Annotated in this window: 19 protein-coding genes, 2 tRNA genes and 1 riboswitch; of the genes, 9 read left to right on the forward strand and 12 right to left on the reverse strand. The window is 52.8% G+C overall.

Annotated elements, in window-relative coordinates; all coding sequences use genetic code 11:
* The first annotated feature begins 20 nt into the window (after positions 1 to 20).
* A complete protein-coding gene (locus BM231_RS16115) occupies positions 21 to 818 on the forward strand; it encodes an amino acid ABC transporter ATP-binding protein (RefSeq protein ID WP_093520930.1) in 798 nt (265 codons plus the stop codon).
* 135 nt (positions 819 to 953) lie between these two features.
* Positions 954 to 1757, forward strand: a complete 804-nt coding sequence (locus tag BM231_RS16120; RefSeq protein WP_093520932.1) for a hypothetical protein — start codon at positions 954 to 956, stop codon at positions 1755 to 1757.
* A 50-nt stretch (positions 1758 to 1807) separates the two neighbouring features.
* Here the strand turns inward: BM231_RS16120 and BM231_RS16125 are convergent, their stop codons facing one another.
* The gene (locus BM231_RS16125; protein WP_093520934.1) at positions 1808 to 2707 is read right to left on the reverse strand and encodes a hypothetical protein; all 900 of its coding nucleotides are present in this window, start codon (positions 2705 to 2707) and stop codon (positions 1808 to 1810) included.
* 94 nt (positions 2708 to 2801) lie between these two features.
* The gene (locus BM231_RS16130) at positions 2802 to 3917 is read right to left on the reverse strand and encodes a trypsin-like serine peptidase (protein WP_093520936.1); all 1116 of its coding nucleotides are present in this window, start codon (positions 3915 to 3917) and stop codon (positions 2802 to 2804) included.
* A gap of 97 nt (positions 3918 to 4014) precedes the next feature.
* Between BM231_RS16130 and BM231_RS16135 the strand changes: the two genes are divergently transcribed.
* The gene (locus BM231_RS16135) at positions 4015 to 5043 is read left to right on the forward strand and encodes a hypothetical protein (RefSeq protein ID WP_093520938.1); all 1029 of its coding nucleotides are present in this window, start codon (positions 4015 to 4017) and stop codon (positions 5041 to 5043) included.
* Positions 5044 to 5142: 99 nt separating this feature from the next.
* Here BM231_RS16135 and BM231_RS16140 read toward each other — a convergent pair whose 3' ends face one another.
* Positions 5143 to 5760 (reverse strand): TetR/AcrR family transcriptional regulator, encoded by a 618-nt coding sequence (locus BM231_RS16140; RefSeq protein ID WP_093520940.1) that lies wholly within the window; start codon positions 5758 to 5760, stop codon positions 5143 to 5145.
* 87 nt (positions 5761 to 5847) lie between these two features.
* On the opposite strand from BM231_RS16140, the gene BM231_RS16145 reads away from it, so the two are divergent.
* Positions 5848 to 6651: an HD domain-containing protein gene (locus BM231_RS16145; protein WP_093520942.1), complete on the forward strand. Its 804-nt coding sequence runs from the start codon at positions 5848 to 5850 to the stop codon at positions 6649 to 6651.
* A gap of 6 nt (positions 6652 to 6657) precedes the next feature.
* Here the strand turns inward: BM231_RS16145 and BM231_RS16150 are convergent, their stop codons facing one another.
* Positions 6658 to 7245, reverse strand: coding sequence for a TetR/AcrR family transcriptional regulator (locus tag BM231_RS16150; protein ID WP_093520944.1), 588 nt, complete (start codon positions 7243 to 7245; stop codon positions 6658 to 6660).
* Positions 7246 to 7345: 100 nt separating this feature from the next.
* Between BM231_RS16150 and BM231_RS16155 the strand changes: the two genes are divergently transcribed.
* The gene (locus tag BM231_RS16155; RefSeq protein ID WP_093520946.1) at positions 7346 to 7960 is read left to right on the forward strand and encodes an NAD(P)H-dependent oxidoreductase; all 615 of its coding nucleotides are present in this window, start codon (positions 7346 to 7348) and stop codon (positions 7958 to 7960) included.
* A 61-nt stretch (positions 7961 to 8021) separates the two neighbouring features.
* Here BM231_RS16155 and sseA read toward each other — a convergent pair whose 3' ends face one another.
* From sseA to BM231_RS16195, 8 genes are all read right to left on the reverse strand, one after another.
* A complete protein-coding gene (gene sseA / locus BM231_RS16160) occupies positions 8022 to 8867 on the reverse strand; it encodes a 3-mercaptopyruvate sulfurtransferase (RefSeq protein WP_093520948.1) in 846 nt (281 codons plus the stop codon).
* Positions 8868 to 8870: 3 nt separating this feature from the next.
* On the reverse strand, positions 8871 to 9596 hold the full coding sequence (locus tag BM231_RS16165; RefSeq protein WP_093520950.1) for an alanyl-tRNA editing protein: 726 nt from the start codon (positions 9594 to 9596) through the stop codon (positions 8871 to 8873).
* 69 nt (positions 9597 to 9665) lie between these two features.
* A complete protein-coding gene (locus BM231_RS16170) occupies positions 9666 to 10310 on the reverse strand; it encodes a LysE family translocator (protein ID WP_093520952.1) in 645 nt (214 codons plus the stop codon).
* 89 nt (positions 10311 to 10399) lie between these two features.
* Positions 10400 to 11830 carry a cardiolipin synthase gene (gene cls, locus BM231_RS16175; RefSeq protein WP_093520954.1) on the reverse strand — a complete coding sequence of 477 codons (1431 nt, stop codon included), beginning with the start codon at positions 11828 to 11830 and terminating at the stop codon, positions 10400 to 10402.
* A 197-nt stretch (positions 11831 to 12027) separates the two neighbouring features.
* A complete protein-coding gene (locus BM231_RS16180) occupies positions 12028 to 13065 on the reverse strand; it encodes a cysteine synthase A (RefSeq protein WP_063297508.1) in 1038 nt (345 codons plus the stop codon).
* 246 nt (positions 13066 to 13311) lie between these two features.
* The gene (locus BM231_RS16185) at positions 13312 to 14001 is read right to left on the reverse strand and encodes a hypothetical protein (RefSeq protein ID WP_093520956.1); all 690 of its coding nucleotides are present in this window, start codon (positions 13999 to 14001) and stop codon (positions 13312 to 13314) included.
* 712 nt (positions 14002 to 14713) lie between these two features.
* Positions 14714 to 14788: transfer RNA gene (locus BM231_RS16190), tRNA-Asn, on the reverse strand.
* 40 nt (positions 14789 to 14828) lie between these two features.
* Positions 14829 to 14903 (reverse strand) — tRNA-Asn (locus BM231_RS16195).
* A 260-nt stretch (positions 14904 to 15163) separates the two neighbouring features.
* Positions 15164 to 15372, forward strand: a riboswitch (cobalamin riboswitch).
* Positions 15373 to 15508: 136 nt separating this feature from the next.
* Between BM231_RS16195 and cobU the strand changes: the two genes are divergently transcribed.
* The 4 genes from cobU to cobO are packed head-to-tail and all read left to right on the forward strand — an operon-like array spanning position 15509 to position 21544.
* A complete protein-coding gene (gene cobU / locus BM231_RS16200) occupies positions 15509 to 16069 on the forward strand; it encodes a bifunctional adenosylcobinamide kinase/adenosylcobinamide-phosphate guanylyltransferase (protein WP_093520958.1) in 561 nt (186 codons plus the stop codon).
* Positions 16066 to 17157: a cobalamin biosynthesis protein CobW gene (gene cobW / locus BM231_RS16205; protein WP_093520960.1), complete on the forward strand. Its 1092-nt coding sequence runs from the start codon at positions 16066 to 16068 to the stop codon at positions 17155 to 17157. The genes cobU and cobW overlap by 4 nt, the downstream gene beginning before the upstream one ends.
* Positions 17157 to 20912 carry a cobaltochelatase subunit CobN gene (cobN, locus tag BM231_RS16210; protein ID WP_093520962.1) on the forward strand — a complete coding sequence of 1252 codons (3756 nt, stop codon included), beginning with the start codon at positions 17157 to 17159 and terminating at the stop codon, positions 20910 to 20912. The genes cobW and cobN overlap by 1 nt, the downstream gene beginning before the upstream one ends.
* Positions 20913 to 20914: 2 nt before the next feature.
* Entirely contained in the window at positions 20915 to 21544 is a 630-nt protein-coding gene (gene cobO, locus BM231_RS16215) for a cob(I)yrinic acid a,c-diamide adenosyltransferase (RefSeq protein ID WP_063297505.1), read from the forward strand.
* The last annotated feature ends 42 nt before the right edge of the window (positions 21545 to 21586 follow it).

Raw genomic sequence — 21586 nt, forward strand, 5'->3', positions numbered from 1 at the left:
AGAAACTCGGAGAAATAAAAATGAGTGACGCAAATCTCGCTGATGTTCAGGCGGACCGCTCAAAAATGCAGATTTCGGATACCGATGTGGCTATCGAAATCACAGGCATGAATAAATGGTATGGTGACTTTCATGTTCTGCGCGACATTAACCTGAAGGTTATGCGCGGCGAGCGTATCGTTATCTGTGGTCCATCAGGTTCTGGTAAATCCACGATGATCCGCTGCATCAACCGTCTTGAAGAGCATCAGAAGGGCCAAATCGTCGTTGACGGTATTGAGCTGACGTCTGACCTCAAGAAGATTGATGAGATCCGCCGTGAAGTTGGTATGTGCTTCCAGCACTTCAATCTGTTTCCGCATCTGACCATTTTGGAGAACTGTACGCTGGCTCCAATCTGGGTTCGCAAGATGCCTAAGAAGCAGGCTGAAGAAATTGCGATGCACTACCTTGAGCGCGTGAAGATCCCTGAGCAGGCCAACAAATACCCAGGCCAGCTTTCCGGTGGTCAGCAGCAGCGTGTGGCAATTGCTCGTTCGCTCTGCATGAACCCGAAGGTTATGCTGTTTGATGAGCCGACATCTGCGCTTGACCCTGAGATGATCAAGGAAGTGCTGGACGTAATGATCGGTCTGGCGGAAGAGGGCATGACCATGCTCTGCGTGACCCACGAAATGGGCTTTGCCCGTAAAGTGGCTAACCGCGTGATCTTTATGGATCAGGGCCAGATTGTTGAGCAGAATGAGCCAGAGCCATTCTTCACCAATCCGCAGCATGAACGTACTCAGCTGTTCCTCTCCCAGATCCTCAATCACTGATCTGGACAGAGTTCCCAATTCAAAGCCTCGCTGTTTCAGCGGGGCTTTTTTCTTGTCTGCTATCTGACGTTTTCACAGTTTGACCGCTGCAACGTCTTTCCTTGCAGAGCATGGCTCTCAACAAGGAAAAACAAAATGGCAGACTTTGATCTTTATGCCGGTATCGTCCAGCATTCCCCCAAATCCTGTGGTGCTTATTGTGTGAATGCGGCTCTTGCGCAACTTGGCTTTATGCCCAAGGCAACCGACGTCAATACGCTGAATGCGGCTGATCTCACCAAAGGCTATGATGTCACAACCGATCCTGGACGCATCAATTTATGGCGGCTGAGTCACTTGATTTATCATCGCTTGCAGATTGCTGAGGTGGTGACGACGCAGACTTACAAAGTTTCAGGAAATCTGGAACTTGATCTTACAGCCTCACCAAACCCAACTGCACTTTATAAAGAGAATGATGGGACGCTTGATTTGGAGAACAGTCCCTCGGGCATGGTTGCTGTTGCTAAAACGATTGCCCCGGGTCTGGCAAAGAACATTACTTATTACACTGCATTCGGCAAAGCTCTGTTCAATAACTTCAAGGTTCTGAATGCAGCTGGTGGTTATCTTTTCAATCGTGAAGAAGACTTGATTCAGAACAAGCTTGGCCAGACTGTCACTCAGTCTACAGTGACCAGTATTCCGTTCCAGACCAATCAGGTGAACCTCATCCTGGTGCAGTATGCAGGTACTCATACGATGCACTGGGTTGCTGGTACGCGTCATCTGACGGACACGGACAAGGCCATGATTTATGATCCGGCGACAGGTGATGTTCTTGAAATTGCGACTACTGGCAACTTCAAGCCGCAGACCAGCTCTTCTGCAAAGCCTGCCACAAAGATTGGGCCAAACTCCTATGAGTTCCCCGGTATCTGGATTCGGCTGGGTGCGTAGTATGGTGAATTGACGACTTGGACATTGAGAGGCAAGGCTATTCTAGCCTCTCAATGTCCAAGAAGGTGTGCCTTGGTCTTTTCTCCAGAGACTTCAAGCCGACCGTAGTCTCGCAACAACTTCAGGTTTCTTAGGGTAACGATCCCACGACATTCTGATAAAACGCCCGGCGATATTGCTGGCCAGTTGATTGGCCAGCCGCCGTCATCTTGTTGTTGATTGATGAGAGCCTCCAGATGAAGCTGGAGTTCATCCTTTGTGAAGAATGAGGATGCGGGGCCATTGGGACTTGTGGCAAACCGCAGTGGGGAGAAGACATAGTCCTGTGCATTTGGATCAAAGCAGGTGACTTGTCTCACTAGCTCCCGAAATTCTCGCAAAGGACGTTCCGTCCGTTGAGTATCTGGATGAGCAGCAAGAAAAAACAGAGCATTTTGAATGGAATGAGGGCGTGTTGCGTCGAGTTTGTTCAGCGCATCCCAGCAGAAGCCTTCTGCATGTTTCATCCATTCATGAGAAATGCCATTTCTCCAAAGATAGGAAAGGATCACGGCAGTCGGGTTGATTGAGCTGGGTTGCGGCTCTTTGCACGACCACCAAGGCGCATGTGGAGCAGTTTCAACCGTTGGGTGCGAAAATGGTAAGCCGCCATCAGGGTTTGTGAGTTCAGGAAGCGCGTTGCATATGGACAGGAACTTGCTAGGGGCTGCCCTGACGGTATCTAAGAGTTCCATCGCAATAGCCTGATCAATGGGCTGTGGGTCAGATGTACGTTTGTCTGGTTCCAAACCATAGCCATAAAGGCCATTTTCATGCTGGTAGGCGGTTAATGCTTGCTCAGTCGGTTTTGTTGGCCCTGCTTCAAAGTGAAATGAAAATAGGTGCCTTTCGAGGAGTCTCGCACTGGAGAAAATATAGTCTCGGGCGCGTGCGAAATTTGGAGAAGCCATTATCATTCCAAGTCATTGGTAGGGACGCAGTTCAATATTGCCAAGTATCGTAGGCTATGGTTTGAGAGCACTCAAGACGTCAACAAGGAAGCATTTACAAAGCCTGTGCGCTTCTAACTGCGGCGCGCAGGCCTCTGCGTTGGGCGCCGGGGCTACTCCAGGATTTTAGGAGGAAGTCGCGGATGTCAGCGTGGTGGGCTTTGGTGAATTGGGCTGCTTCCAATGCATCTACGATACGAGAGGTACGGATGCCTTCGTTGGCGGAGTAGGCGATCTGGTCTGGGTGTCTGCGTGCGGTTGCCCGGGTGATGGGCTCGCCGTCCTTGCCCAGAATATCACCTGCTGTGTTGGTTTGCGGAATTGCCATGTGGTGCACGGCGACAACTTCCCAGCGGCTGTTAAAGACGGGGGAGCCAGAACTTCCTTTTTGCGTATCGCCGGAGTACCAGCAAAACATGTGTGCATCAGTTCCATTTTCAATATGCAGAAGGTGGTTGTTATGGACGACCACGGCTTTGTTGCGTCCAAGGGGATGCTGAATGATATTAATCGGATCTCCCTTCTTGATTTTGCCTTGCTTGCGGATGAGGGCGTGCCAGCCATAATGGTCCAGTGGAATGAAGCTTGGGTCTTCGTCCACGACAGCAACGATTGCGATGTCCAGTTCTTCACTTGCCCAGAAAAAGCGGTCTGGTTCTATGGAACAGATTTTTGAGGGCGTCTGGTTGCCGATGCGGTTTGCTTCTGCTCCCAGCTCAAAGAAGTGTTGGCGGGCTTCGTGCTCACTTGGCAAAACATGATGGTTTGTCATGATGAGACCATGGCCGACCAAAAAGCCGGTGCCGAACCTAAGCCCTTCAACATGCTCAATTCTGCCAACTGAACGAGCGGCATAAAGGCCGTATTCAAAGAACTCGATCGGGAGAAGATCGTTGCGCGTGCCGATCAAAGCTTCATTGCCCAGCCTCGAAAGATCTTGCGTATCATCCTCAAAGATTGAGGGCTGTGCGGAGATGGCATGGCCTTCTGACAAGGCAAGTGTTGCCTGTCGTTTTTGGTAGAGCTTCAGACGTTCCCGGCTATCTGTTTCTGCTTGCGTGCCTGCAAGAATTGCGCTGCGCGTCTTATTTAATTCCCCCAGGCGGGATTGCACTCGCTGTGTCGCTTTTTCAAGTAATACGTTGTTTAAACTTTGTAATTTAAGGGTCATGAAAAGTACCTTTAAATTGCTATCTGCATATGGCAAGCTTAATCATAAACTCACCTCTTGTGTAAAGTTTATCTGTAAATCTAGGAGGGGGAATACTATGAAAATTACATATGATGAGTTTTTGAAGCTTGCAAGGGATCCAAACGTTCCTGAGGAACAACTTCTGAAGTACTGTGATGTAGTTGAGCACTCTGGTGCGTTTGACATACAGTTTCGAATAAAGCCTGACATGGTGCAGATGACTGAGGCTGATCAGGAGTTTGAGAATGCTCTTCAGATCGGTAATTGGGCCTCTCGCATACGTCGGTACTGGCGGTTCAAGGATGCGCTCAGGGATCATCCGGAGCGGCCAATGCTGATTTCTGAGGGAGACAGCTGGTTCCAGTTTCCGATCCTGATTGATGACGTCATTGATCATCTCAGCGCACACTTCAACATTTACTCGCTAGACGCTGCTGGGGATACGGCGCAGAACATGGTGTATGGCGCGAACCGGGCGCGGCGGCGTGAGTATCTCTCCGCGCTGCTTGAATACAAAGATCAAGTGTCCGGGTTTCTGTTTTCTGCTGCCGGAAATGATGTCATTGGCGAGGATCCAGATACCGGTGTTGCGGTGCTCTTTGATGTCCTGAAGGACTTTAACGGTGATATCACTGATGTGGAGGGCCACATTGACCGTGCGGTGTTTGATGAGAAACTTGCTTTCCTCAAAGGAGCTTATGAGCGGGTGATCAGCGACATTCGCGGTGTTGCGGAACTGCAGGAGATGCCTGTCTTCGTGCATGGCTACGATTACGTGTTCCCTTACAGATGGGAGGGGGATACGCGCGACCCGCTGCATGCTGCGCAAGATGAGTGGCTGGGTGAACCGCTGTCAGATCGCAATATTCCAAGCGTGCTTGGCCGTAAGATCATCAGTGCAATGCTGGATGAGCTCTATAATATGCTTGATGGGTTGGCTGCGACGGATGAAAACGTCATCGTGGTTGACTGCCGCGGGGCTATGCCAAACCTGACGGACTGGGTGGATGAGATCCACGGCACGTCTGATGGATTTGCGAAGGTGGCGAGCCGGTTTAAGGCCGCTATTGATCAGGCCCTTGTTGCACAAGGTGCTATGACCTGATCAGTCTGGGTGAGTTGAAGCAAGAGCATCGGTTTAGAAGACCGGTGCTCTCTTTGTTTGCTGATGTGCGGTGTGGGTTGTTATGCTTGCGTGTAGGCATCATGCAAGGATTTGCTCGATACCTGCCTTTGCTGTGAGTTCCAGTTCGTCTCGTGAGGTGCCGGAGCGGGCGCGCAGGGACAGGCCGTTCAGCAGGCAACCCAGAAGGTTGCCGGTGATTTCAGCGGTTTGTTTTGGTTGGACTTTCTGATCTTTGATCGCTGTCTCTACGGTTTCGCGCATAGTCTGGTCGATCTTGTCGAGGACCATTTTCAGGACTTCTTTGATTTCTTCATCTGCGCCTGCTTCGGATGGGGCTGTGCAGGTGACGAAGCAGCCCATTGGGCCGCCATCACTCTTTGATGCTTTGGGTCGGTAGATCTCCATGGCCTGCATAAAGACCTTCTCCAGCCCACGTGAGATGTCTGTTTCCGACAGGATGGCTGCTTCGGTGCGTTTGCCCATCATCTCGGCAAAGTGCTCCAGGCACTTGATGTACATGTCTTTCTTGGAGCCGAAAGTTGCGTAGAGGCTCGGGCGATTGATTTTGGTCTCTGCGGAGATCTGATCCAGACTGGTGGCGGAGTAACCGTTTTCCCAGAAAATTCGCTGAATTGTGGTTAGTGCATCGTCTTTGTCAAAGAGGCGCGGGCGCCCTCGTGGTCGTGATGTACTCATTTATGTACTGCTTCGCATAAAAATATTGAGCTCAGAATATTGATGCAATACGGTACATAATTATTTTTGTCTTTGGAAGAGAGAGTGATGTCTGGAACAGCAAAGCAGTGCGGGGCCTCTGCGCAGGTGATGGGGAGCCTGAACTGGGGGATGCGTGAGGGAGCATACAGCAAGGGGCGATTGACGCCTTTGGAGCATCTCAAACTGGTTGGTAATCTGGTACGCACGCAGCTGGTTGAGCTGGGGGATGGCGTGAAAGACCGGATGGGCTTGTTAGCGCCGGTTTCTTCTGAGCTGGAGGCTTTGCTGCCTGCTAATACAGCATTGGTGCGTGATAGCCTGGATTTTGCTGTTGAGACGCATGATACGAGATTGTTGCACCACAGCTGGCGGACTTATCTGTTTGGTGTGTTGCTGGGAGAGTATGCGGGTGTGCCGTTTGATCGGGACCTCTTGTTCTCAGCAGCTATTTTGCATGACAGTGGGCTGATCAACAATCGTGAGATCCATGTGCATGAGTGCTGCTTTGCTATCTCCGGGGCGGAGGTAGCCTGCCATCATTTATCAGCTTGCGGACATGACAGTGATACGGTGCATAAGGTGGGGGATGCGATTGCGCTGCACCTGAATGCCTATGTGTCGGCGCGGGCGCATGGGGGCGAAGCGTATCTGGTCAATCGCGGGGCGATGTGTGATCTGTTTGGGGCAGGGCATCGCCGTCTTGCGAAGTCCAGCGTGGATGAAATCATGCAAAAGCATCCGCGAGAGGGTGTGATTGAGGCGCTGGAGTTTGAAACTGCGGACCATATGAAAGGCACCCGGCCTTATGTGCTGACCAAGCTGACAGGTGGCAAGACGCCGAAGACTGCGTTTGATATCTACGGCGTATAGCGCTGTTCAGAGCACCAGTGAGAGCAGCTTTTGAACTTCAGCGTGCTGCTCTTGCGTGTCTTTATACTCACCGCAGACGCGGCCAATGGCGACGTGGATCATGAACGCACGAACAGAAACTGCTCCCAGTTTTGGATCTATAGGCCGAATAGATTTGTCCTGCTGGCCTCTTTCCACAATACTTTGAAAGAGCGTATCAATGCTGATTGCGACATTGACGAAATTTTCTGCTCTGGTGCCCTTTTCCCAGCCTGCAACGTCAATAAAGATGCGCAGGAATTCTGGTTGATTTTCAAAGTATTCCAGAATTTCCATGAGAGATTGATTCAATAAATCGCGCCCGTTCAAAGGGCTGCTTTTTGCTGCTTCTTGGCACCTATCCACGCAGGTTTTCAGCTCTTTCAAACCGATCTCGGCAAACAGCCCAAGCTTGTCGCCGAAGTGGGCGAATAGTGTGCCCTTGGAAACGTTGGCTTGCTCCGCAATGCTCTCTGTGCTGACCGCATTGAAGTTGCCTTCATTGAACAGGTTCGTTGCTGCCACCAAAATGCGCTGGCGGGTTTCCTGTGCTCGTTTTTGTTTGCCCTGAAGCATGGTTCCCTCAATCTGAATAATATGACTATGGTCAAAAAATAAATTGACTCCAGTCATATTTTGAAAATAAGTTGACCGCAGTCAAATAAATGGAGTTCCCATGACAAACAGGATATTTGTGTTTAGCGGTCATCTCGGAGAGGATCGCTTTGGGCATGCACTTGCTGAAGCTTATGCCGAAGCTGCGCGTCAAGCGGGTGCGGAGGTTCGTGTGATGCACCTGAGCGCCATGACCTTTGAAAGTGCGTTGCTCTCAGGTGATTTCAAAGGAGATCAGGAGCTGGAGCCGGATGTGGCTGCTTTTCAGGAGAACCTGAAATGGTGCAGTCATTGGACGCCTGTTTATCCGTTGTGGTGGGGTGGTATGCCGGGCCAGATGAAAAGTCTGCTGGACCGTGCCTTGCTGCCGGGTGTTGCCTTCAAAATGGTGGAAGGGGAAGAGCTGCCCGTGAAGCTTTTCAAAGGCCGTAGCGCACGTGTGATTATCACCAGTGATACAGCAGCGCATTACTATGACGAGCTTTATGACTGTGCTCATGACAAGGTGATGGGGCGTCAGATACTGGACTTTATCGGGTTTGAAGAGCACAGCTTCAAGATGTTCTCGCCGACGTATCTGGCAAGTGAAGAGGAGCGCGCTGTTTGGATTAAGGAAGCTGCTGAACTTGGTAAGCAAGATGCGCTTGCTTTGCAAAGTGAGCTGGCAGTAGCCTAAAGAAAAGCCCTGTAAGTCAGTGACTTGCAGGGCTTTGTTGCGAATATGATTCTGGTTTAACTCAGGCCGGTTCGCTGATGACTTCAGTCTTAGAGCTTGAGCCCCATTCGGTCCATGAGCCATCGTAAAGCGCGTTTTTGGTGAAGCCCACTTGTTCCAGAGCCAAGGTGATGACAGCTGCTGTCACGCCTGAACCGCAAGAGGTGATCACCGGAGTGGAGGCGTCCACACCAACCTGCGCGAAGATGTTCTGCAGGTCTTCTTTGGAGCGCAGCTTGCCGTCGTTCAACAGCAGGCCAAATGGCAGGTTCAGGGCGCCTGGCATGTGGCCGGCACGTACGCCTTCGCGTGGCTCTGGTGCCAGTCCTTTGAAGCGCTCTGGTGCGCGTGCGTCGAGCACAAGGTGGCTGCTCGTGTCCAGGGCGTCCTGCACCTCATCGAGGTTGCGGACCATGTCGTTGTTCAACATGGCTGTGAAGTGGCGTTCCATGCGGGCAGGCACTTCGTCGGAGACTGGATATCCTTCTTCCTTCCACGCAGGCAAGCCACCGTCCAGCACGAAGACGCTCTTCACCCCAAAGGCACGGAACATCCACCAGACGCGTGCGGCGGAGAAAATGCCCATGCCATCGTAGACAACGATGGTCTGGCCGTCGCCAATGCCCATCTTACGCATTTTGGAAGAGAAAATGTGCGGTTCCGGCATCATGTGCGGAAGCGGGGAATTCTGGTCGGAGACCTCGTCGATGTCCATGAACAGTGCGCCGGGAATATGCTCTTGCTCGTATTCCTTTTTGGCGTCGCGATCCATGGCAGGCAGATACCAGGAAGCATCAATGATCACTACATCAGGAGCATCAAGGTGATCCTTGAGCCAGCTTGTCGAAACAATCGGGTCCTGAGCCATGTTTTAGTCCTCCAACTGGATACGGACGCGTCTGTTCTGACGGCCTTTTTTCTCAATCTTAGTGATTACAGCTTTGCCAATCTGTGCGGTTTGTGACACGTGCGTTCCGCCGCATGGCTGCAAATCAACGTCTTCCCCAATTCTTATCAGTCTTACCCGTCCGCTGCCCATAGGTGGTTTTACACTCATGGTTTTTACAAGGCCAGGATTGGCGGTTAATTCATCGTCAGTGATCCATTCCTGCGTCACGGCATGATCACCAGCAATGAGGTCCTGAAGCTTGCCGGACAGCTCTTCCTTGTCCAGTGCAGCTTCGGGAATATCAAAGTCCAGACGGCCTGTACCATCACTGATCTGGCCACCGGTGACCGGGAAAGGCAGAACAACGGAGAGCAAGTGCAACGCTGTGTGGACACGCATGCGCTTGTAGCGGGTCTCCCAGTCAATGTGGGCGGTGATTTTTGCACCGCTGGTCAGTCCTGCTGGAAGCTCGGTGCCCTCAGTTGGTACATGCACAATCTGGCTGCGGTCTTTAGAATAGACAGCTGTTGCGACCGGAATGCGGGTGCCGTCTTCCAGCTCAAGAGAGCCGCAATCACCCGGCTGGCCACCGCCATTGGGGTAGAAGCAGGTCCGGTCCAGAATGATGCCACCTTCCGGTGTGATTTCACTTACAACCGCTTCGCTGCTGCGCAGGTAAGCCTCTTCTCGGTACAAATGTTCGGTCATGGAATAATCTCAAATGGATTGGAACAGGTGCGCCATGAAATGAATTGGCGCACCTTTTAACTGGTGATCTTAAGCGGTGGAGCGGGCGCTGAGCAGCTTCACAGCGAAAGCTGCCATGATGCCGGCGAAAGAATAGTCAAGGATGCGCATCACCCGTGGTGAGCTGCGCAGGAACTTGGAGACAGCAGAGGCCCCAAACACCATTACCAGACTGCTTGGCACGTTCAGCAGAATGAAGAAGAAACCAAGGAACAGCAGTTTGGAGGTTGCATATGGATCAGACGCGGACACAAACTGTGGGAGGAAGGTTACGAAGAACAGCACAACTTTAGGGTTGAGCAGGTTGATCGTGACAGCCTTAGCCCAGATGGCTCTTGGTGTTTCGCGGGATGCTTCGCCTTCTTCCAATGAAAGGGCTGAGCCGTTGCGCAGGATCTGGAAGGCCAGGTACACCAGATAGAGCGCGCCCACTGTTTTGAGGATCTGGAAGGCGAACTCAGATGCAGCGAGCAGTGCGGAGATGCCAACGGCTGCCAGAAACGCATGGATCATGATGCCGTTTGTTGCGCCGATGATCGCAACCAGTCCCGCTTTGCGACCTTGTGTGAGCGTTTTGCTCATGAAGAAGGTCATGTCCGGTCCAGGAGTAATGGACAGGATGAAGGCAGCAAGGGTAAAGCCCGCCATCACACTTAGTTCAGGCACAAAATACATGTGAAAGGCCCTCTGGGTTATTATTCTCAATTGGCCCTAACGTATTTTACTGCCCCCGCGCAAGTCTACTGAACTGTCCTCATTAAAAACTAAAGTATTGGTGAGAAGAGGCGGGCGGCCTGGGCCAGGACGCGGAAGGCGTAGCGGCGGTTGTTGAGTTCGAGGCGATCTGTTTGTCGGGCGCCTTTGAAATCTTGTTGCAGCATCTCTTCGGTTTTCCTGATCATATTCTGGCCCGTGAACCAGAGGGTGATCTCGAAGTTGATGTTGAAGGAGCGGTTGTCGAAGTTGACTGTGCCGATGCCTGCCAGTTCCTCATCGATGAGGATGACTTTTTCGTGCAGGAAGCCTTCCAGATAACGATAGACCTTGATGCCATGGCTGGCGAGGTTATCTGCATGGGCGTAGCTGGCGAGCCAGACGAGCCAGTGGTCAGCTTTCTCTGGCAGGAGGATGCGCACGTCCACACCGCGCAAAGCGGCTGCGTAGAGGGCTGTGAGGACCTCGATGCCCGGTACAAAGTATGGGCTGACGATCCAGATGCGGTCCTTAGCTCTTGAAATGCTCTCCACGAACGTGATGGCGCAGTCTTCCTGAATGTCCGCCGGGCCTGTTGGCATGACCATGACGCTTTCCCCACCCGTTTGGGAGAAGGTGGAGGGCAGCTCCAGCTGTAATGTCTTGCCCGTTGCAAATTGCCAGTCTTCGCTGAAGGACAGTGTGGCCGCCAGTGCTGCAGGGCCGGTGACTTTGACGTGGGTGTCTCGCCAGTGGCCGAACTCCTTGGACAGCCCCAGATACTCCTCACCGATGTTGTGGCCGCCGATCCAGCAGTGTTTGCTGTCTGTGACCACGACTTTGCGGTGATTGCGATAGTTGAGGCGCATGGGGCCGAGCATGCGCATAAGGCGATGGCGTTTGTTGAAGGCGCTGACACGGACGCCGGCGTCTTGCAGGCGCGTCAGGTACTGGGTGGAAAGAGAGCGGGAGCCGATGTCGTCGTAAAGCAGGCAGACGCGCAGGCCTGCTTTGGCGCGTTCTATCAGGGCGTCGGCCAGCTCCAGTCCAATACTGTCTTCGCGGATGATGAAGAACTGGACGAGGACATGTCTTTCGGCGGTGCGGATGCCTTCAATGATGGAGGCAAACATCTCAGGGCCATCAATGAGCAGATCGCACTGATTGTTTTCTAAGAAAGGCACGGAAGCGACGCGGGTGTGCACGCGCCACTTGTTGCTGGCCGTGTCGTCTACATACGGTGTGTGGCGGTTGAGGACGTCCGCTTCAATTTGGGAGATATCGTCCCGCACCTCGATGTAATCATCCAGCCGTTTCCACGCGAAGATGAAGTAGAGAGGGACCGTTGGCATGGGGATGAAAAACAGGGAGAGCAGCCAGGCAATGCTGCCTTGTGAGGTGCGCGAGTACATGATCTCGCGAATGGCACAAATGACTGCCAATGCGTAGAAAAGTACACTGAAAATTGCGATCAGGGGAAGAAGGCTAAATGAAGATTCCAAGCGTTACAACTCCTGTAAGGCGAGGACCTACTTATAGCTGCGCCAAGAGGATTGGTCAAAACCTCTTGGCGCATTTTGCAAAGACTTCCGTTAACGGCAGTTTACCGTTGTTTGGCGGTGTATAAACTGCCTTGGTAATCGCTTTTTCCCTATCCTTGTCGCGGATTATTCACCCGGTTCAAGGATAGGCACAAGCCTCAGGCAGCTTCAAATGGAATGGCGATTTCGGATTTGCGTTCCATCCACTCAGGGACTGGCAGGCCTTTTTCGCGTAGGAAGGTCGGGTTGAACATCTTGCCCTGATAGCGGGTGCCATAGTCACACAGTATGGTCACGATGGTGTGGCCTGGACCAAGTTCTTTTGCCAGGCGGATTGCACCAGCGACGTTGATGCCGGAGGAGCCGCCAAGGCAGAGGCCTTCGTGTTCCAGAAGTTCGAAGTTGATCAGCAGGCCTTCTTCATCAGAGATGCGATAAGGGATGTCGATCGGTGCATCTTCCAGATTGGCAGTGATGCGGCCCTGACCGATGCCCTCTGAGATAGAGGAGCCTTCAGACTTCAGCTCGCCGTGGGCGTAATAGTTGTACAGCGCTGCGCCGTGTGGGTCTGCAAGGCCGATCTTGATGTTCGGGTTCTTTTCCTTCAGGCCGATGCCGGTGCCTGCAAGCGTGCCGCCGGTGCCGACTGCGCAGATGAAGCCGTCTACCTTGCCGTCGGTCTGCTGCCAGATCTCCTGAGCAGTGGTTTCAATATGGCCCTGACGGTTGGCGGTGTTGTCGAACTGATTGGCCCAGATAGCGCCTTGCGGATGGGTTCTGTTCAGCTCTTCAGCAACGCGCTGCGAGACCTTGATGTAGTTGTTCGGGTTTTTATAGGGAACAGCCGGAACTTCGATCAGCTCAGCGCCTGCAATGCGCAGCATGTCTTTCTTTTCCTGAGACTGGGTCTCCGGAATGACGATCACGGAGCGATAGCCCAGAGCGTTGCCGACCAGCGCAAGGCCGATACCGGTGTTGCCCGCAGTGCCTTCCACAATGATGCCGCCCGGCTTGAGCGTGCCGCGTTTGACAGCGTCGTTGATGATGAAGAGAGCGGCGCGGTCCTTGACAGACTGGCCCGGGTTCATGAACTCGGCTTTGCCGAGGATCTCACAGCCGGTTCGCTCGGAAGGGCCTTTGAGGCGAATAAGTGGAGTGTTGCCGATGGCTTCGATGGCAGAGGCGCGCGTATCCATAGTTTCTCTCAAATAATTCGTATGACCAAAAAATCAGAATGCGGGTGTTTACCCCTTTTGAGACCACGCTACTGCGCTGACCTCACGAGAACAAGAAATGGGCTGCCAAAGGGTGCGTCAGACTAGGATATTATTCTCTTTGCGATTGCGCGTGAGAACAAAATTGCTCACGGGGTGCGTGGCTTTCGAATGAGTACGCTAAATGCGATTTGAGAGAGTATCGATTTGCGCGCAGTCCCGTCTCTGTCAGGACCTGCTTTCCAGCCAGGTGATGGCATCTTTGGTGGCTTTCCAGAGAATCTCACCGTTCTCACCTGCGCGCAGCATGAAGGAGTTATGGACTTCCTTCGGGACAGGCTGCACTTCCAACAGATTTACCTGCGTATCCAGTGCCGGAGCAAAAGCTTCTTTGCGGGTGACCACAAAGCGCTCATCTGTTGGGACGCGGGACTGGTCTTTCTTCAGGCTGGCAGACTGCAGTGCCTTGTTGTGCGTGGCAGGTTGCATCACGGTAACGGCGATGGCCCGGCCATCTGGCAGCAGATGCGTCTCGTTTTGCTGGACCTCGGAATTATAGATGACCTCGCCGTGGTTATCGATCAGTTCGACCCATAGGGTTTTGCGGCCCTCAATTTCCACTTCACCCACCCAGATAGACAGATCGCTCTCTAGCGGATCAGCATAGGGTGTCTTTGAAGGTGGGGCGACGGTGACGGCCAGATAATCTTCTGGCATGGCGTAGGTGTTGCCGTTGTCGGACTTTTCGATGAGCTGGGGCCCTGAGGTTGTCGCAGGAGCGGAGGCGGGTGGTGTTTCTGCGTGCGAAGGCGCGGCCAAGACGAGTGGCGCAGCGATGCAGGCAGCAAGAAACCCTGACCTTGTGAGATGAAACTTCAAGATGTGCGGCAGACCGCACGTCGGCAACAGACTACTCATTGATGGCTCCCTGACTTTCACGCAGCAACTTTCCCAGAGGGGGCGCCTTATTATGTGCACATCAACAGTCATCACTTAGTAGTGACTATGATATTATGCACTAGATATATTAAAGGTATACGCATTTACTTAGAGTATCTATGCCATAATAATTGTATATAAATTATGTTTCGCGTATTTATACTTTCAGGTTATTTAAATGCTATTATGTAAAATTTTCATTGTGTTGATTTGCTATGCGAATTGGATAGATCTGTGATGTAGATCTCAGTTTGTGCATATGGCAAAAAAATCTAGTAATTTTCCGTAGAAGCTAAGCTTTTGAAAGAACAGCGCTTCATTTCGGCCAATTTTGTGTGGGTGCTAAAGATGGTTGGACGTCATTTGGGCTTGTGATTGATATGCACAGCTCTCCCGACTTACGAACTCCCTGAAAATTGAAGGAGCCAATGCTGCGTCAGTGAGTGGCCATGTGCAGGATCAGGGTCAGTTTTAACGCAAAATGGAAGGCATCCGCTTTTGTGCGGAAGAGAGTTCTACCCAAATGGACTTTATGTCTTCGGCCAGCAGCACTTGATAGTGCTCCCAGTTCGCTTCGCGTGAACATGGTTTTCTATCCATTATTTTTCTTGTTTTCTGGATAGACGCGCGCGCACGTTTATTGTGAAGAGAAAGACTGCTTAAGAAGAAGGGGAGGATAAAGAAAAGAGTATGGCTCCCCGGGCCGGATTCGAACCAGCGACCAAGCGGTTAACAGCCGCTTGCTCTACCACTGAGCTACCGGGGATCATACTATGCTTGCCATTGGCGTCGATCGATAAAAGAAGTGGCTCCCCGGGCCGGATTCGAACCAGCGACCAAGCGGTTAACAGCCGCTTGCTCTACCACTGAGCTACCGGGGATCATGACACCCTTGCGAGTTTGCCTCGCCGTTTGCGTGAGGAGGCTTTTACATAGGCATGTTGTGTTTGCCAAGTCGTTTTTTGCGTATTTTTCGATTTGTGGACAGTTTCTCTATTTTTTTATTGAGATATCCAAGGGGGTTAGCCAGAAATCTCCAAAAACCGCGGATTTTGCGGGTTTGATTTTCTGGTGATGTTGGAATCCTCACAAAGACAATTGACAGGGGAGCTGATTGCGCCGCACATTGAAGGCCAGAACTCCAGTTTCTTTTTGTTCCGGCTCAGGCTTTGGAATGACAAGATTAAACGGGAATGCGGTTCCATAAATTATGGAGATAAGCCGCAGCTGCCCCCGCAACTGTGAGCGGTGAGACTATAGCGAAGATCCCACTGGCCTTTAAGGGGCTGGGAAGGGGCTATAGTCGGTTGAGCCGCAAGCCAGGAGACCGGCTGGAGATATGATTTGACATAGGACTGCTGTCGGGTGGACGGCGAGAGGTGCTCATGACGCATATTTTCCTGTCTCCGTGCGAGACAGTTGCTGTACTTTCGTATTCTTTGACTGAAGCCCCGGCTTCTATGCTCTTGCTGGCCAGCTAACAAAGATGGCTGAACAGAGAGGCGACCTTCGTGTTCGCCATTGTCTTGTAACGGGCGGTGCCCGTTCCGGGAAAAGCGCATATGCGGAAAAGCTGGTTATAAGCTGCGGGCGACGCCCGACTTATATTGCGACAGGCCAGGCCTTTGACGGTGAAATGGAGGAACGCATCGCGCATCATAAGGTGCAGCGCGGCGACCTTTGGGACACTGTTGAGGAGCCGTTGGAGCTTGTGCGCGTGCTGAAAACGCACGCCACTGCTGATCGTGCCATCCTCGTTGATTGTCTGACCCTTTGGCTTTCCAACCTCATGCATGCGGAGCGGGACTGGACCGCGGAGCTTGAACAGCTTCGTGAGGTCCTTAGTTCTGCGTCATGCCCCATTGTGTTTGTGGGCAATGAGGTGGGCATGGGTATTGTACCCGAAAACGCCATGGCCCGTGCTTTTAGAGATGAGGCTGGGCGCCTGAACCAGCGTATCGCTGAACTCTGCCATTTTGTGATGTTTGTTGCTGCTGGTCAGCCTTTGCAGCTGAAGCCTGCTGTTTTTCCGGAGATTTCCCTATGACTGTTTCTTTTGCTGCCCCTTCTAAAAAAATCCCTGCTGTCATCATCACTGGTTTTCTGGGTGCTGGAAAAACAACGCTGGTGCGCAACTTGCTGATGAAGGCACAGGACAAGCGCATTGCGCTCATCGTCAACGAGTTTGGCGAGATGGGGTTTGATGGCTCACTGGTCAATGGCTGTGCTGATCCGGATTGCTCTGCTGATGAGGTGGTGGAGCTGGCCAATGGCTGCATCTGCTGCACGGTGGCTGATGATTTTCTGCCAACTATGGAAATGTTGCTGGAGCGCGAGCAGGTGCCAGATGTGGTTGTGATTGAGACCTCTGGTCTTGCCTTGCCGCAGCCGTTGGTGCGTGCGTTCAACTGGCCCTCTGTCAAACCACGTGTGACCGTTGACAGTGTGGTGACTGTGGTGGATGCGCCGGCTGTTGCTGCTGGCAAGGTAGCTTCTGATGAAGAGGCGGTTGCTGCGCAGCGCGCTGCTGATGATGCGCTGGACCATGAAAGCCCGGTGGAAGAGTTGTTTGCTGATCAGCTGACCTGTGCTGACCTTGTTGTGCTTTCCAAAGCTGATCTTTTGACTGAAGCAGAATTGGCGGCTGTCAAGCAGACGATCCGTGGCCGTGTTCGCGATGGGGTTGAGATTGTTTCTGCCTCTCATGGTGAGCTGGCGCTGGATGTTCTGCTTGGGCGGGATGCTGGTGCAGAAGATGATATGGACTTGCGCCTTTCTCACCATGAAGCGCAGCATGCTCACGACCACGACCACGACCACGACCATCATCACGAACATTCTCATGATGATTTTGAGAGCTTTGTTTTGCCGGTTCGCCGCTTTGCCTCCTTAGAAGAGGTTAAGGCTCAGGTGGAAACGGCCATGAAGGTTTCTGGTGTGCTGCGCATTAAGGGCAGTGTGGTGGTGGATGGTAAAACTGCGCCTGTGCTGGTGCAGGCGGTTGGGCCGCGTGTGGAGGCATGGTTTGCGGCTGGCAGTGAAAGCCATTCCAAACTGGTTGTGATTGGCCTTGCGGGACTGGACAAGCACAGTGTGCAGGCTGCGCTCAGTGAATTTGAACTGGTTAAGCGCTGATGCACGTACTTGTCGGACAGTCACGCCGATTGGATGATGGGGAAGAGGCCGTCGATCTTGAGCAAGCGCCTGCGGATGTTGTGTTTTTAAGCGCGGCAGACACGGAGCTTGCCGGGCTTGCGGCGGCACATGCTCAGCATGAGGGATACTCTCTTCGCCTTGCCAGTTTTCTTGCATTGTCACATCCGTATTCTGTTGACCTTTATGTTGAGCAGACCATCCAGGCCTCCAAGCTTGTTGTGGTGCGCCTTTTAGGCGGGGTGGAATATTGGCGTTACGGCGTTGAGCGGCTGGAAGCAGCTGCCCGCGCTGACGGGGTGAAGCTGGCTCTGCTGCCAGGTGACGACAAGTGGGATGAAGAGCTGGCACAACGTTCCACTGTGCCTGTGTCCGTTGCGCAAATGTTGTGGCGGTACCTGATTGAGGGCGGTGCAGAAAACCTCTCAGGCGCTTTGCTTTATGCGGCGCAGATTGCTGAGCTTCCTGCCCAGACCCCAGCGGAGCCGATGGCGTTGCCGCGGGCCGGTTTGATGTTGCAGGGGCATGCACTTCCTACTCTGGAGGATGTGCGGGCCAGTTGGAAAGATCCGAGCCGCCCCGTTGCTGCTGTTGTGTTTTATCGAGCGCTTTACCAAAGCGGCGCAATCGAGCCAGTACAAGCATTATGCCATCAGCTTGAGGCGCAGGGGATAAACCCGCTGGTGCTTTATGTGGCGAGCCTGAAGCAGGCGGAATGCGCTGCCGTTGTTTCCAGTGTGTTTGAGGCATGCCCGCCAGACGTGGTTTTGAACGCCACAGCCTTTGCTTTGTCGACGGCTGGCACTGTTCATTCCAGCACAGTGCTCGACAAGCAAGGTGCATGTGTTCTGCAGATTGTACTGTCGTCCTCCTCGGAAGAAGGCTGGGCAGAGAGTGATCAGGGCTTATCCCCGCGCGATCTTGCCATGCATGTGGTGCTTCCTGAAATTGATGGCCGGCTTTTGACGCGGGCGATCTCGTTTAAGGAAGAGGGGGACCGTGATGTCAGGACACAATGTTCACTTGTTCGGTTTGTACCAAAACGTGACCGTGTTGAGTTTGTGGCAGCCTTGGCAGCCAATTGGGCGCGTTTGAGACATAAAAACGCAATTGAACGCAAAGTTGGCATAGTGCTCGCAAACTATCCCAACAAGGATGGGCGTATAGCAAACGGGGTTGGGCTGGATACGCCTGCCTCTTGCACGCACCTTCTTTCTACTATGAAAACAGCAGGTTATGGGATTGCTGAGAATGCGCCGGAAGCTTCCGAGGCGTTGATAGACGACCTGCTGGCTGGGCCAACCAACGCACTTAGCAACGCAAACCAACGCAAAGGCGGGGAAGTGTTTGCGCTTGCTCGCTATAAGCAGTTGTTTTCTCAGCTTCCTCTCGCTGTGCGCGAGGGGATTGAGGAACGTTGGGGTGCGCCGGAGGAGGATCCGCATATTGTGGATGGCTCTTTCCAGCTGGCGCTGAAGACCTATGGCAATGTCACTGTCGGTATTCAGCCCGCACGCGGCTATAACATTGATCCTAAAGAAACTTATCACGATCCTGCTCTTGTTCCACCGCATCATTACCTTGCCTGGTACATGTGGCTGCGCGACAGCTTTGAGGCGGACGCACTTATCCACCTTGGCAAACACGGCAATCTGGAATGGCTTCCGGGAAAAGCATTAGCCTTATCAGAGGCTTGCTATCCAGAGGCTGTGATAGGGCCTGTGCCTAATATCTATCCTTTCATCGTCAACGACCCGGGAGAAGGATCGCAGGCGAAACGGCGGTTATCCTCGGTGATCATTGATCATCTTACCCCTCCGCTGGCCCGCGCCGAGAGCCACGGCTCCGCGCTGGAACTGGAGGCATTGCTGGATGAATATTACATTGCTGCCGGTGTGGATCATCGTCGCCTGAAAGCGCTTGGAAAAGAGATACTTGGCGTTGCTGCACGAGAAGGCATGGACAAGGATATCGGCCTGACATCCGAGATGGACGAGGATACGCGTCTGGCGCGGCTTGATGCTTATTTATGCGATCTGAAAGAGCTGCAAATTCGCGATGGGTTGCACATTCTGGGGCAGTCGCCAACAGGAGAGCAGCGGGCCGAGCTGCTGGTGGCTTTGCTGCGCGTGCCTCGTGGCGAAAAGCCTCACGAGAACAGCTTGTTACGCGCACTTGCTGAGGATTTGAATCTGGTGGAGTTTGACCCGCTGGACTGTGCCTTTGAGCTGGCGTGGGTTGGAGAACGGCCTGAGCTTTTGCAAGAGCTTGTTGACGCGCCGTGGCGGAGCTGCGGGGATACGGTTGAGCGGTTGGAAGCGCTCGCGCTGGCGTATGTTTCTGGTGAACTGACGGTTCCGGCTGTGTTTACAGCGACTTCTGCCGTGTTGGAGGCACTGGAGCAAGACATCGCGCAGTCAGTGGATGCCTCTGGAGTGGCTGAAGTTGAGGGGGTGTTATCCTCCTTGGCCGGGCAGTTTGTCCCCGCTGGACCATCGGGTGCGCCGTCTCGTGGTCGCCCTGATGTGCTTCCAACCGGGCGTAACTTTTATTCTGTTGACGTTCGTTCCGTTCCGACAAAGGTCGCTTGGAAGCTGGGTGAGAGAAGCGCTAGCGCGTTGATTATGCGGCATTTTCAGGAGCACGGTGAGTGGCTGCAAAGCATCGCCATGAGCTGCTGGGGAACCGCAAATATGCGCACTGGTGGTGATGATATCGCACAAGCGCTGGCCCTGATTGGAGCTCGTCCGGTTTGGGAAGACACCTCTGGCCGCGTTACCGGATTTGAGATCGTTCCACTTTCCGAGCTCCAACGCCCCCGCGTTGACGTAACCCTCAGAATTTCTGGCTTTTTTCGCGATGCATTCCCACAACTCATACATTTGTTCGACGCCGCTGTTGCTGCTATCTGCGACCTTGATGAGCCAGATGATGCCAACCCACTGGCGGCGCAGTACCAAACTGAGCTTGGGGAATTACTGGCCAAGGGTGTTGAAGAAGGACAGGCGCGAAAACGGTCCTCCAGCCGGATTTTCGGCAGTAAGCCAGGAGCTTACGGCGCTGGCCTGCAGGCTTTAATCGACGAGAAGCTGTGGGATAAGCGCGCCGACTTTGCGGAGAGTTTTCTTGAATGGGGCAGTTACGCCTATGGCCGTTCGCAAGAGGGCGAGCAAGCCAAGGACGATCTGGTAACCCGTCTCACTCAAGCAGATGCTGTTGTGCACAATCAGGACAATAGAGAACACGATCTCCTTGATTCTGATGACTATTATCAGTTCGAGGGCGGTCTTGCTGCCACTATTGAAACGCTCAAGGGGGATGCGCCGCACATCTACCATAACGACCACTCTCGCCCCGAACGCCCTGTCATTCGCAGTCTTTCTGAGGAAATCGGGCGGGTTGTCAGGGGTAGAGCTGCCAATCCAAAATGGATCGCAGGTGTCATGCGCCACGGGTATAAAGGTGCTTTTGAGATGGCAGCGACAGTTGACTATCTCTTTGCTTTTGGGGCGACGACCAATGCTGTTTCGCACCATCATTTTGATCAGCTCTATGATGCATATCTTTATGATGATGAGGTGCGAGACTTTATTGCAGAAAAGAATTCTGCGGCGCTTTTGGAAATGACTGAGCGATTTTTAGAGATCATTCAACGAGATATGTGGGTACCGAAACGAAACAGTGCCTATGATGACTTAATGGAGCTGCGACGCGCGCTCATGGATGGAGGGGAATAAGAATGGTAACCAAGGCTGACATGAGTGAAGAAGATCTGGACGCACGCCACGCTGAAAAAATGCGCAAAAAGAAGGCTGCTCGCGATAAGATCATGGCGACTAAGACCATTGAGAAGGGGTTGCTGATTGTCCACACGGGCAAGGGGAAAGGCAAATCCACCGCTGGTTTCGGCATGATCTTCCGCAGTCTTGGTCATGGTCACAAGGTAGCTGTTGTTCAGTTCGTGAAAGGTCGCCTGGAGACCGGCGAACGCATGGCATTGGATCGTTTCTCTGATCTCGTCACAATCAAACGCATGGGCGAGGGCTTTACCTGGGAAACGCAGGATCGCCAGCGGGATATTACAGCTGCGCACGCCGCCTGGGATGCAGCAAAGGAGTTGATCAGCTCTCGAGAACATAAGATGATTTTGCTGGATGAGCTGAACATCGTGCTGCGTTATGAATACATTCCGCTTGAGGATGTCGTGTCCTTCCTACGGGATGAAAAACCTGATGATGTTCATGTGGTTATCACGGGCCGCAATGCAAAAGACGAGCTGATTGAGATTGCGGATCTTGTGACTGAGATGGGGCAGATCAAGCATCCGTTCCGCTCTGGTGTGAAGCCTCAGGAAGGCATTGAGTTTTAAGTTGTGACGTCCTCCGTTTCGCAGAAAAGAAAACCAGCTCTG

This window comes from Pseudovibrio ascidiaceicola (assembly GCF_900114245.1).
Classification (GTDB): domain Bacteria; phylum Pseudomonadota; class Alphaproteobacteria; order Rhizobiales; family Stappiaceae; genus Pseudovibrio; species Pseudovibrio ascidiaceicola.